This window comes from Phenylobacterium sp. T106 (genome assembly GCF_057219735.1).
On sequence record NZ_JBXVWA010000008.1, the window covers coordinates 20,265 to 32,373 of the forward strand.

Annotated in this window: 11 protein-coding genes; 5 read left to right on the forward strand and 6 right to left on the reverse strand. The window is 70.6% G+C overall.

Going from position 1 to position 12,109, the window contains the following annotated elements; genetic code table 11:
• The first annotated feature begins 7 nt into the window (after positions 1-7).
• From AC2D8W_RS17090 to AC2D8W_RS17100, 3 genes are all read left to right on the forward strand, one after another.
• A complete protein-coding gene (locus AC2D8W_RS17090; RefSeq protein ID WP_293481122.1) occupies positions 8-409 on the forward strand; it encodes an ATP-binding protein in 402 nt (133 codons plus the stop codon).
• 66 nt (positions 410-475) lie between these two features.
• Positions 476-1,243 carry an SDR family NAD(P)-dependent oxidoreductase gene (locus AC2D8W_RS17095; protein WP_484672537.1) on the forward strand — a complete coding sequence of 256 codons (768 nt, stop codon included), beginning with the start codon at positions 476-478 and terminating at the stop codon, positions 1,241-1,243.
• A complete protein-coding gene (locus AC2D8W_RS17100; RefSeq protein WP_484672538.1) occupies positions 1,240-1,668 on the forward strand; it encodes a hypothetical protein in 429 nt (142 codons plus the stop codon). Before AC2D8W_RS17095 ends, AC2D8W_RS17100 begins: the two co-directional genes overlap by 4 nt.
• A gap of 28 nt (positions 1,669-1,696) precedes the next feature.
• Here AC2D8W_RS17100 and AC2D8W_RS17105 read toward each other — a convergent pair whose 3' ends face one another.
• Complete coding sequence (locus AC2D8W_RS17105) at positions 1,697-2,425, reverse strand: hypothetical protein (RefSeq protein WP_484672539.1); 729 nt, start codon at positions 2,423-2,425, stop codon at positions 1,697-1,699.
• A 545-nt stretch (positions 2,426-2,970) separates the two neighbouring features.
• On the reverse strand, positions 2,971-3,756 hold the full coding sequence (locus AC2D8W_RS17110; protein ID WP_484672540.1) for a BLUF domain-containing protein: 786 nt from the start codon (positions 3,754-3,756) through the stop codon (positions 2,971-2,973).
• 410 nt (positions 3,757-4,166) lie between these two features.
• Between AC2D8W_RS17110 and AC2D8W_RS17115 the strand changes: the two genes are divergently transcribed.
• Positions 4,167-5,279, forward strand: coding sequence for a protein-glutamate methylesterase/protein-glutamine glutaminase (locus AC2D8W_RS17115; RefSeq protein WP_484672541.1), 1,113 nt, complete (start codon positions 4,167-4,169; stop codon positions 5,277-5,279).
• Entirely contained in the window at positions 5,276-6,115 is an 840-nt protein-coding gene (locus AC2D8W_RS17120) for a CheR family methyltransferase (protein ID WP_484672542.1), read from the forward strand. The genes AC2D8W_RS17115 and AC2D8W_RS17120 overlap by 4 nt, the downstream gene beginning before the upstream one ends.
• A gap of 37 nt (positions 6,116-6,152) precedes the next feature.
• On the opposite strand, the gene AC2D8W_RS17125 is transcribed toward AC2D8W_RS17120, so the two are convergent.
• From AC2D8W_RS17125 to AC2D8W_RS17140, 4 genes are all read right to left on the reverse strand, one after another.
• Positions 6,153-8,234 carry a PQQ-dependent dehydrogenase, methanol/ethanol family gene (locus AC2D8W_RS17125; protein ID WP_484672543.1) on the reverse strand — a complete coding sequence of 694 codons (2,082 nt, stop codon included), beginning with the start codon at positions 8,232-8,234 and terminating at the stop codon, positions 6,153-6,155.
• 97 nt (positions 8,235-8,331) lie between these two features.
• Complete coding sequence (locus tag AC2D8W_RS17130) at positions 8,332-9,597, reverse strand: hypothetical protein (RefSeq protein WP_484672544.1); 1,266 nt, start codon at positions 9,595-9,597, stop codon at positions 8,332-8,334.
• A 1-nt stretch (position 9,598) separates the two neighbouring features.
• Positions 9,599-10,750, reverse strand: a complete 1,152-nt coding sequence (locus tag AC2D8W_RS17135; RefSeq protein ID WP_484672545.1) for a hypothetical protein — start codon at positions 10,748-10,750, stop codon at positions 9,599-9,601.
• Positions 10,751-10,884: 134 nt separating this feature from the next.
• The gene (locus AC2D8W_RS17140; RefSeq protein ID WP_484672546.1) at positions 10,885-12,090 is read right to left on the reverse strand and encodes an acetyl-CoA C-acyltransferase; all 1,206 of its coding nucleotides are present in this window, start codon (positions 12,088-12,090) and stop codon (positions 10,885-10,887) included.
• Positions 12,091-12,109: the final 19 nt, after the last annotated feature.

Below are 12,109 nucleotides of genomic sequence, written 5' to 3' on the forward strand. Positions count from 1 at the left end.
ATAGAGCATGCACAGCGAAGTCTCGGCCCGGCCCGCCCTCGCGGCGGTCGCCGACGCCTATCAGGGCTCGTCGCACAGCGTCGCGCTCGACTGCGACCCGAACCTGGCGGCCGACGCGCCGCAGGTGGAGGCGATGGGCTGCCTCGTGGCGGAAGCCGTCGCCGCGGCGATCGCCAACCCGCTGGGGGCCGCCGCCCATGTCTGGATCAGCCTCGCCCGCGACGGCGCGCGGCTGCGCCTTCGGGTGCGCGACGATGGTCCCGGCGTCGCGGACATCGAGGCCGACCCGCGGCGGGTCCTGATCGAGGGCCTCGGCCGGCAGCTCGGCGGCCGCGTGAAGCAGGGCAGCGCCGCGTTCGGCGGCGGCGAGGTTCTGGTCACCTTCCCGGCGACGCTCGCGGCGGCTTGATCCTCCGCAAGGCCGGATCCGGAATTCGGCCCATCCTCGATCGCAGACCGCGCAGGGAGGATTGCGATGGACCGGCTGAAGAAGAAGGTCGCCGTGGTCACCGGCGGCGCGCTCGGACTGGGGCGCGCCACGGCCATCCGCATGGCCGAGGAAGGCGCCGCCGTCGCCATCTGCGACGTGCTGCTGCCCGAGGCGAACACGCTGGCGGACGAACTGGCCGCCCGGGGCTTCGAGGCCTGCGCCTGGAGGCTGGACGTGTCGCGGGAAGGCGACGTCGAGCGCACCCTCAACGACATCGCCCGGCGCTTCGGCCGGATCGACGTCCTGGTGAACAACGCCGGCGTCGCCGGCGCCAACAAGCCCACGGACGTGCTCACCGAGGCCGAGTGGGACTTCGTCCAGGCGATCAACGTCAAGGGCGTCTTCTTCTGCACCAAGCACGTGATCCCGCACCTGCGCCGCAGCGGCGGCGGCAGCATCATCAACCTGTCGTCGATCTACGGCCTGGTCAGCGCGCCCGACATCCCGCCCTATCACGCGTCCAAGGGCGCGGTCCGGCTGATGACGAAGACCGACGCGCTCCTCTACGCGCAGGAAAGGATCCGGGTGAATTCGATCCACCCCGGCTTCATCTGGACGCCCATGGTGGAGGGCTACCTCAAGGACCAGGAGGATCCCGCCGCGGCCCGGCCCCTGGTGGACGCCCTGCACCCGCTGGGCCACATGGGCGAGCCCGACGACATCGCCTGGGGCTGCGTCTACCTCGCGTCGGACGAATCCAAGTTCGTCACCGGCGCCGAACTCGTCATCGACGGCGGCTACACGGCGCGGTGAGCGCCGTGCCCGCCTTCAGCCTCCCGACCCTGCTCCGCGCCCTGGCGCTCTGGCTCCTGCTCATGGCGGCCGAGAGCGCGCAGGGCGCGCTGCGGCAGTGGCTCTTCGGACCCGACATGGCGTTTGCGGCGCGGCAGGCGGCCGTCGTGGTCGGGACGGGGGTCATCGTCCTGATCGCGTGGGTGAGCCTGAAGTGGCTGCGCCTTCGCAGCGACGCCGCGGCCCTGGCCGTCGGCGCGCTCTGGGTGGCGCTCACGCTCGCTTTCGAAGTCGCGCTCGGCCGCGCGCTTGGACTGAGCCAGGAGCGGATGCTGGAGGACTACGACCTCCTGCGCGGCGGCCTCATGCCTCTGGGCCTGCTCGCGATGGGGGCGACCCCTTTCGTGGTCCGGCGGCTGCAGGCGCGCGGCGAGGACCGGACATGAAGCCTGCGCGCCCCTAGCGGCAGGTCCGTCAGGAGGAGCTCACGCGGTGCGGATCGCGCCCGGGTCGGCTGGGCGCCCCCGACCGCCGCGCGCTGGCGCGAACGAGCAGCCCCAGCGCCTCCACCGGCGTCAGGCGAGCCGGCTGGAACCCGCCGCCGAGCGTCGAGTCCTCCAGGAGAGCCGCCATGGCCGGGTCGTCGCGGCTCAGGCAGACGTCCCACCCGTAAAAGAGGTTGGCCAGGATCGGCTCGGTGGAGACGACGGTGAACGGGCCGTCGGGCGGCAGGCTCGCCACGCCACCGTAGTAGCGCTGCACCGCCTCGCGAGGTCCCTCGATCACGTGGAGCAGTTGTCCGTCCAGGGCGAGCGCGAAGCCGCTGAGACCCTCGGGCGGCCTGGGGCTCATCAGGCGCGTGATCCCTGCAGCCGTCACACTGCCCCGGTAGACCAGGCGTTGCCGATTGGCAGGTCGCGTGCCCGCGGGGCCGTCCCGCGCGGAAGGTTCGTCGACGACCCTGCGCCACACCCCCTCGGCGCCCGATTCAGACTCGAAGCGGATGCCCAGCGCCTCGAACGCCTCGCTGATGGCGTTCAGCGTCCTGACATTGGCGTTCACCTGGCCGCGGATGTTCTCCAGGCGCTTGATGGTCTCGACGCTCAGGCGCGTCAGCCTGGCGAGATCCGCCTGCTCCAGTCGCGCGAGCGCCCTCGCCGCCCGCAGCTGTTCGCCGCTGAACCCGATCGTACGGTACGGCATGGCGGCTACCCGCGTCTGGGCGACAGATGGCGGCGGCCGTGGGCCCGGGTGATCGCCGACGCCGGGCCCGGACGCCGCCTAGGTTCGTCCAGAAGATCGAGGATCGAGGCCGCGGCTGGGGATGACATATCGTGCTCTCTCGTCGCCGGGAGACGCGCCGCTCACGTCATGGACCGCCGCGTCCCTCCCGAAGGGGGGGTAATCCAGCCCGTCTGACGCGGGCCTGGGGCACTGATCCGGCCGCTCGCGCGTCCGGTGCGCGCGCGTTTCGAAGAGAGAGTCCGGCAGCTTGCGCCCAGCCCCCTCGGGTCCTCTCCGCGCCTCTCTCGGGCGCAGTTGGCAAACCCTTCCCGCACGTCGCTGCGCAACGAAGTGCGGTGATTTGGCGGTCGCAGAAGGGGGCAGTTTCGCGCGGACGAGCCCAAGCCCGCGAGGTCGCGGAGCGGACCTATGCCGTAGGGGCCAACGCTGACACCTCAGGCTGATCCGGCTTACACTTGGAGCGTCATTCACCTTAGTATGCGACAGAATGTCGCGCCCCGCGGTCAGAGAGGCTCGCTTTCGCGCGCCTTGCGGGAATTCGGCGCCGGGTGGGCTTGGCCGGCAAGCGCCTGGCGGTCGCGCACGATCGTCAGGAGGCCCAGCGCGGTCGCCGGCGACAGCGATTCAGGATGGAAGCCGCCCCGCAGCGCCGGCTCGCGCGCGAACACCTCGTCGTCCGCGGCGATGGCCCGCTGGCACATCGGCCAGTCCGCAAAGTTGCGGCGGGCGATCGGCCGCCGCTCGACCACGGTGATGTTGGTGTGCCGCGGGTCGCAGGAAATGGCGCCGAACACGCGCAGGACGACATCCTCGGGCCCCTCCAAAGCCTGCAGGAACCGCCCGTCGCAAGCGAGCAGGGCCCCCGTGATTCCGCGTTCAAGGTTGCGCGGGGCGGCGACATCGACGATCCGCGCCAGCCCGGCCTCGGTCTGGTCGCGCGGGTCGACGCAGATGCTGTGGTAGATCAGCCGGCAAAGGTCGCCCTGCGCGCTCGCGCGCGCGGGCGTGCTTCCCCGTCCTGGCTTCGGCGGTGCGCCGCCCGCGGGCAGCCGGCAGACGCCGAGTCCGCTCTCGCATATGTCGAAGGCCACGCCGAGGTCGGCGAACGCCTCCGTCAGCGCGATGATCGTGCGGCTGTTGGCCTCGACCGGGCCGTGTGTACGCTCCAGCCGCTTGATCGTCTCGAGGCTCAGCCCGCTGAGACGAGCGAGCTCGGTCTGCTCGATCCGCATGAGCGCCCGCCCGGCGCGGATCTGTTCGCCTGTCAGGGCGGACCTATTCGACCACATGGCGCCCTCCCATCACGACGCCGGCCGTCACGGTCGGGGACGGCTGCGACCACGTGGCGCAACCGACCGCGCCGCACGCAACGCGCTGGATCGCGGAGCTCGGGATTCCGTGCAGGCTATTCAAGGGCATACGCTTCGCAGCTGTATCGCGGACCCCCCTTCGATGTTTATCGAACGGCGAGCGCGATCAACCGGGAAAAACACAGAAATGCCCCTCAGGTGTATCCTGGTACCCAATATGGGTACTTCTCGAAACCCACCCTTATGAACTTGAGACCTAATCTCATGGATACTCATAATGAGCTTTAGAATGCCTTTACCGTGCACCTGCGATCTACCTGAACACAGGTTCGGGTCCCGTATGCCTTGAGCGGCATCAACCCGCCCTGACGTTCGAGAGAGGGGCAGGCATGGTGTCGGGTACCGCAGGGGCGATCGCGGCGGAGCGGTCGGCTCGGGTGATGGTGGTCGACGACTCCGCGATCGTGCGAGGGCTCATCTCCCGCCATCTCAGCGCAGCGCCGGGAATCGAGGTCGTCGGCACCGCGGCCAACGGCGAGATCGCCCTGCGCGAACTGCATCGGCATCCGGTCGACGTCGTGATCCTCGACCTCGAGATGCCGGTGATGGACGGCATGACGGCCCTTCCCCGGATCCTGGCCGAGCACCCGAAGACCCGCGTGATCATCGCCTCGACCCTCAGCCTGCGGAACGCCGAGATCAGTCTGCGCGCCCTGCAGCTCGGGGCGAGCGACTACGTGCCGAAGCCCGAAGGCGGCCTGGCCAGCGCCGAGTCCTTCCACGACGAGCTGGTCATGAAGATCCGGGCGCTCACCGGGGTGTCCGAACGGCGCGCCGAGGCCCGGCCGCCCCCGGCCGCGAGGCCCGCCCCCGCACCGGCGACCCCGGCCCCCGCCGTCGCCGCCGTCCGCGGCCCGCGTCTGAAGCCGACCGTGCTCGCCATCGGCGCCTCGACGGGCGGCCCGTCGGCGCTGACGCGCTTCTTCGAGTCCATCCGCGGCGCGATCCACCAGCCGATCCTCTTGACCCAGCACATGCCCGCGACGTTCACCTCGCTTCTGGCCGAGCAGCTGTCGCGCGCCGGCCAGCGACCGTGCAGCGAAGCCCGCGACGGCGAGCCGCTGCGCCAGGGTCACTGCTACGTCGCCCCGGGGGGCTGGCACATGGTGGTCGCCCGCGAAGGCGCCATGCCGGTCATCCGCCTGAACCAGGAGCCGCCGGAGAATTTCTGCCGGCCCGCCGTGGATCCGATGCTGCGCAGCGTCGCGGCCTATTACGGACCCTCGGCGCTCGCCATCATCTTCACCGGCATGGGATCCGACGGCGCCAAGGGCTGCCAGGCGATCGCCCAGGCCGGCGGACGTTTCATTGTGCAGGACGAGGCCTCGAGCGTCGTCTGGGGTATGCCCGGCGCCGCGGCGGCGACCGGCTTGGCTGAGGCGGTGCTGCCGCTCGAGCAGATCGGCCCGTGGGCTCGCCGCATCGCTGGAGCGCCGGAATGATCGACCCCGACTACGAGAACTTCTGCCGGCTGGTCCGCGACCGCTCGGGCCTCGTGCTCACGCCCGCCAAGGCCTACCTGGTCAACAGCCGTCTCGAGCCCGTGGCGCGGAGCCTCGGCCTGGCCGGCGTGCCGCAGCTGCTGGCCCAACTCCGCGCCGGCGCCGCCACCTCGACGATCGAGAAGTGCGTCGATGCGATGGCCACGCACGAGTCTTCGTTCTTCCGCGACGCCGCGCCGTTCGAGCAGCTCGCCAAGACCGTCCTGCCGCCGCTGATCGAGGCGCGGCAGCACACCAAGCTGCTCCGCGTCTGGTGCGCGGCGTGCTCCAGCGGCCAGGAGCCCTATTCGGTGGCCATGGTGCTGCAGGAGATGGGGCCGCGCTTTTCCGGCTGGCGGCTTGAGATCACCGCCACGGACATGTCGGAGAGCATCCTGCGCAAGGCGCGCGCCGGCATCTACAGCGACTTCGAGGTCCGCCGCGGCCTGTCCCCCGAGCGCCTTTCGCGCTGGTTCACCCGCAAGGGCGAAGCCTGGGAGGTCTCGTCCACGCTGCGCGCCATGATCCAGTTCCGGCCGCACAACCTCCTCGCCGGATCCAAGGGGCTGGGCGTGTTCGACGTGATCTTCTGCCGCAACGTGCTCATCTACTTCGACGTCGACCGCAAGCGGCAGGTGCTGGGCGAGCTCGCCCGCGCGCTGGCGCCCGACGGCAACCTGTTCCTCGGCAGCGCCGAGACCGTGCTGGGCGTCACCTCCGACTTCGAGGGCGCGCCGGGGGCACGCGGTCTCTACCGCCTTCCGCGCGTCGTCGCCCCCGCCGCCAAGTCGGCCTGAACCCGGCCCCGGGCGCGCCGGCGCGCCCGGCCGTCCCCTACTGCCCGTGCGCCGGCGCCGACTTCGGCGGTTCCGGCGGGGCGGTCTTCGCGGCCCACAGCAGGTAGGCCCGCAGGTCTTCGGTGGCCGCCACGTCGAAGAAGCGGCTGAAGCCCGCCATGCCGCGGTCCTTGAGCGCGCCGTCATGGACGATCGCCTTGAAGCCGTCCGGCTCCAGGATCGCCGGCGACCGGGCCAGGTTCGGGAAGTAGGGTCCCGCGCCGTGGCAGTTGGCGCAGTAGTTGGCGAAGGTGGCGGCGCCGCGGTCGGCGTCGCCCTTCGAGGGCGCGGCGAGGACCAGGTCCAGGGGCGGCGCGTCGACGGGCGTCGGGTAGGGCGGCGGCTTCGCCGTCCCGCCGAGCTTGAACACCACCAGCCGTCCCTTCTGGCGCGGCACGTCGCGGCTGCCCGCGCCGCCCGCCCCGACCATCAGGGCCAGGTACTGCTCGCCGTCGATCGCGTAGGTCGAGGCCGGCGCGATGGCGCGGGCGCCGAGGTCGTAGCTCCAGACGGGTCTGCCGGTGGCCGCCTCGTAGGCCGTGAGCCGGCCCAGCGCGCTGTGGAACACGAGCCCGCCCTCGGTGGCCAGGATCCCGCTGGTGGCCATCTGCGGGAAGACCACGCTCCAGCGCTTCTTCTGCGCCACCGGATCCCAGGCGATGAGCTCGCCGCGCACGGGCTCCCGCTCGGCGGGCCGGTCGAGCCGCGGCCGGGTCGTGGGCCCGCGCGCCGGACGCAGCATCCCGGTATTCCAGGCGCCGGGCGTGAACGCGAAGCTGTCGGGGTCGGCGTAGAAGCCGCGGTTGTACTGGGCCGGGATGTATACCAGTCCCGTCTTCGGACTGAAGGCCATGGGATGCCAGTTGTGGCCGCCCAGCGCGCCGACCATCTGGTTCGACGCCGCGCCGCCCAGGTAGCGCGCCCCCGGCGTCTCGACCGGCCGCCCGGTCTTGAGGTCGATCCGCTCCGCCCAGTCCACGGGCACGAACTTCTCGGCCGAGAGCAGCTGTCCGGTGCGGGCGTCGAGGACGTAGAAGAAGCCGTTCTTCGGGGCCTGCATGACCACCCGGCGGGTCTGGCCGCCGATCGGCAGGTCGGCCAGCATGATGTGCTGGGTCGCGGTGTAGTCCCAGCTCTCGCCGGGCGTCGTCTGGTAGTGCCAGACGTACTCGCCGGTGTCGGGCCGCAGGGCCACGATCGAGGCCAGGAACAGGTTGTCGCCCTTGCCGCCTGAGCGAAGCTTGTGGTTCCAGGGCGTCCCGTTTCCGACGCCCACGAAGACGAGGTCGAGGCCGGGATCGTAGGTGATCGCGTCCCAGACGGTGCCGCCGCCGCCGGTCTGTTTCCACGCCCCGTCGCTCCAGGTGGCCGCGGCCGTCTCGGCGAACACCTTGTCCGAGGCCGCGCCGTCGGGCGCGCCCTTCGGGTTGGGCGTGGTGTAGAAGCGCCACGCGAGCTTGCCGCTGGCGGCGTCGTACGCCGACACGTAGCCGCGCACGCCGTACTCGGCGCCGCCGTTGCCGATCAGCACCCTGCCCTTGATCACCCGCGGGGCGCCCGTGATCGTATAGGGCCGGGAGCGGTCGGTGGTCTGCACGCTCCAGGCGACCTCGCCCGTCCTGGCGTCCAGCGCGACAAGCCGGCCGTCGATCGTGCCCACGTAGACCCGGCCCTTCCAAAGTGCGACGCCGCGGTTGACCACGTCGCAGCAGGCGTTGAAGCCGGCCTCGCCCGGCACCTTGGGGTCGTAGGCCCAGAGCCGCTTCCCGGTCTTGGCGTCGAAGGCGTAGACCTTCGACCAGGCCGTGGTGGTGTAGAGGACGCCGTCGTGCACCAGCGGCGTCGCTTCCTGGCCGCGGTCGGTGTCGAACTCGGCCCACCAGGCCACGCCCAGCCGGCCCACGGTGTTCGCGTCGATCTGTTTCAGCGGACTGAAGCGCTGCTCGTCATACGTCCGACCGTAGGTCAGCCATTCGGTGGGGTCGGGGGCCCCAAGGCGCCGATCGTCCACCCCTCGGCTGCAGGCCGCCATGCAGACGGCCGCGCCCACGACGGCGGCCCACCGAACCCAACGCTTCACGACGCTTCCCCCGAAGTCTTTCCAGGAGTGTCGCAGAGCCCGACGCCCGCGTCAGCCTTTCGAATCCATGGCCGGCGCCGGCGGGCCCGACACGACCTTACTCGCCCTCGCAGGACGGCAGCCTGAACAGGCAGGACGCGTCGAGACGCGGGAGCAGGCCCGAAAGGTCCACCGTGGCGGCGATCAGGTCGTCGTGGCCCCCGCCCTTGAGCCGCGTCCGCGACCAGGCGAAGCCGACGTTGTTGAACAGGGGCGTGCGCACGAGTGCGCCGTAGCTCCAGTCCTTGGCGTCACTGCGCTTGTCGTAGACGGCGATGGCCGAGACGCCCCATTCGTTGGTGCGGCCGTAGGTCCTGGAGTCGTAGCTCCACCAGCTGTAGCCGAGCACCTCGACCACGGCGTTGATGCGCGAGTCCTTGCCTTTGGAGTCCTTCAGCCCCAGTCCGACCACGGGGTGGACGAGCGTGAGCGCGCCCTTCGGCGGCTCCTGCCACGTGCGGTCGGCCGGACGGCTCGCGTTGTAGATCAGGCTGTTGACCGCCAGCTCCCAGGGCAGCTGCGCCCGGGCCCAACCGCCACCGAAGTGGTAGGCCTCCCACCGGCCCACGACGCCCTCCAGTTGGGTGATCTTGGCATCGTAGTTCCCGGCTGTGCCCAGCTGGAACGCCGCGTCGAGCGCATCGAAGAGGGGAAACAGCGCCACGACTCGCGAGACGGACGCCTGGCAGGCCTCTGCGCAGGGATCGGTGGCCGCGCGCAGGGCGGCGTCGAGCGGCTCGGTGTACTCGGTGGTGGGCCGGATCGACTCCTCCAGCGCGCCGCCAGGCGCCGCGGCGTGGACGACGAGCCGCAGCAGGCTCGTGCCTGTTTCGGGATCGACGCCGAAGCTGTTGAACGGGCGCTGCCAGACGTAGGCTCGCTGACGGCTGTAGCGCAGCGGACCCAGCGCCTTCGCGGCCTCCACCTTGCCCCTCTCCAGCAGCCGAAGGTCGTCGGCGCGTTGCGCCGCCCGGCCCAGGCCCAGGCACTCGGCCCGGTCTGCGCGCACGTCGCAGCCGAAGTCCCGGCGCTGGGCGCCGATCTCCACGGTTACGGCGTCGAGCAGATCCGGCAGGCCAACGGCAAGCTCCGTCGCCGGCAGGCCCCGGCATTCCGCAAGCCCGGCCTTGGATCGCAGCGCCGAAACGCCCCCGCCCAGGGTCGGCTGGGCCTGCACGACGGCTGCGGCGGCGGCGCGGCAGGTGTCGCCGGCCGCATCCAGCTTGCCCGCGAGGGTTTGCGCCGGCGCGGTCAGTGGTCGGGCGTCCGCCGCGCCACAGAGGGTCAAGGCCAGGGCGAGCGCGGCGATCAGGGCGCGGACCACGTCAGAACCCCTTCAACTGGCGGAGGACGTCGGGCAGGCGGCGGAGAAGATCGTTCACCGTGTCGGGAATCGTGACGCCGGCCAGCGCGCCCTCGAGCCGCTTGCGGACCTCCTGTTCCAGGGCCTGGCGCACGGGCTCTGCGATGGCCTTCCGCACCAGGGCCTCGTTCGAGGCGCGCACGCTCTCCTCGATTTCCGGGACCTCCCAGGGCTCGAAGCCAAGCAGTCGCGGCCAAAGCTGGGCCACCACCTTCGGCTGGCGCATGTAATGCTCGAACCCGTGCGGCACGACCGCGGCGACCTTGTCGAACTGGTCGTAGTGCTGGACCCAGTCGATGAACTCGTTGGCGAGATAGTAGCCGCTGAGCCCCGAGAGCGAGACGTAGCGGGAGCTCGACCACGGAGGCGCGTCCACGGGCGGCCGGAAAGGACGGATACGGGCGAAGGGGTCCAGGGTGTGGCTGAGGCTGAGGTAGTTCATGACACCCGTCGCGCCCGCCGGGCAGAGGGCGGGGTCGTACGCCCGCGCGGGCGGCGAGAGCGCCCGGGCGACGTTGGCCGCCATGCAGATCACCTGCGGAGGCAGGAAAGCCGCGCCGAGGTCCGGGTCGTTGCGCGCGTCCGCGAACAGCTTCGGCGCCGCGTCGTTGACCACGGCCGTGCCCAGCGAGTGGGCCAGGATGCTCCAGCTTCCCAGGTCGGCGGTCGCCTGATGCTCGCGCAGCGCCTTGAGTATCTGCAGAGCGACGTGCGCGTGGATCGGATCGTGGATCAGCGAGGCCTTGTAGAGCAGGACGTCGGCCACGTGGGTCCAGAGGAAGGCGTCGGCGGAATTGCCCTCGAAGAACTTGCGGATTGTAGCTGCGAAGCCGCTGTCGAAGCCGAAGGCCTTCCAGGCCTCCGCCTGCTTGTCCCAGGCGTCGCGGTATTGCTCGAACCAGTTGTCGTAGACGATGGGCTTGACCACGAAGACGTCGTCGAAGGGCCGGCCGTCGCCGGCGACCGTGTCCTTGATGAACGAGTCGTAGATGTCGACCAGGCACGCGCGGGCGCCGTCGTACCACTTGGCGGTGTCAGGTTTGTACTTGCCGTCCGCGACCTTGCCGTAGACCCCCATCCCGTGGACGAGGAACAGGACATGCCGACCCGCCATGGCGCACTCCCCCGGTTCGGGGAACACCGTCGCATGACTTCGCTACTTTAGGAAGCGCCGCTGGCTCGTGCGACCTGCAATAGAGGGGCCGCCCCGGGAGAGGGGCGGCCGTGGTCGGGCAGGATTGCGGGCGGTCAGAAGATCTCGAACAGACCCGCCGCGCCCATGCCGCCGCCGACGCACATGGTGACGACGCCGTACTTCGCGCCGCGGCGCTTGCCCTCGTACATCAGGTGCGCCGTGCAGCGGGCGCCCGTCATGCCGTAGGGGTGGCCGATCGAGATCGAACCGCCCGAGACGTTGTACCTGGCCGGGTCGATGCCGAGCTTGTCGCGGCAATAGAGCACCTGGCTCGCGAACGCCTCGTTCAGTTCCCAGATGTCGATATCGTCGACGGTCAGGCCGTTGCGTTCGAGCAGCTTGGGGATCGCGAACACGGGACCGATGCCCATCTCTTCCGGGCCGCAGCCCGCCACGGCCATGCCGCGGTAGGCGCCCAGCGGCGTCAGGCCGCGCTTCTCGGCCTCCTTGGCTTCCATCAGCACGACGGCTGCAGCGCCGTCCGACAGCTGGCTGGCGTTGCCGGCGGTCACGTACTTGCCCTGCGGCACGTAGCGTCCGCCCTTGAACACCGGCTGCAGCTTCTGGAGGTCTTCCAGCGTCGTCTGCGGGCGGTTGCCCTCGTCCGCGCGGATGGTGATCTCCTTGTCGGCCGTCTCGCCGGTCTCCTTGTTGACCAGCACCTTCATGACGGTCGTGACCGGCACGATCTCCTGGTCGAAGCGGCCTTCGGCCTGGGCCTGGGCGGTGCGGCGCTGGGACTCCAGCGCGTACTCGTCCTGGTGCTCGCGGCTGACGCCGTAGCGCTCGGCCACGATCTCGGCGGTCTCGATCATCGACGTGCCGAGTTCAGGCACGTGCTCGTGCAGCCAGGAATCGACGGCCATGTAGCGGTTGACCTTGTCGTTCTGCACCAGGCTGATCGACTCGACGCCGCCGCCGATGGCCACCGGCGCGCCGTCATTGATTATGTACTTGGCCGCAGTGGCGACGCCCATCAGGCCAGAACTGCACTGACGGTCGATGGTCATGCCCGAGACGGTGTTGGGCAGGCCGGCGCGCAGGGCCGCCTGGCGGGCGATGTTGTTGCCGGTGGTGCCCTGCTGCAGGGCCGCGCCCATGGCCACGTCGTCCACCTCGCCCGGGTCGATCCCGGCCTGCGCCACGGCGGCGCGGATGGCTTCGGCCGCGAGGGTCGCGCCGTAGGTGTTGTTGAACGCGCCGCGATAGGCCTTGCCGATGGGGGTCCGCTTGGCGGCGACGATGACGGCTTCACGCATGAAGATTCTGTCCTGCTCA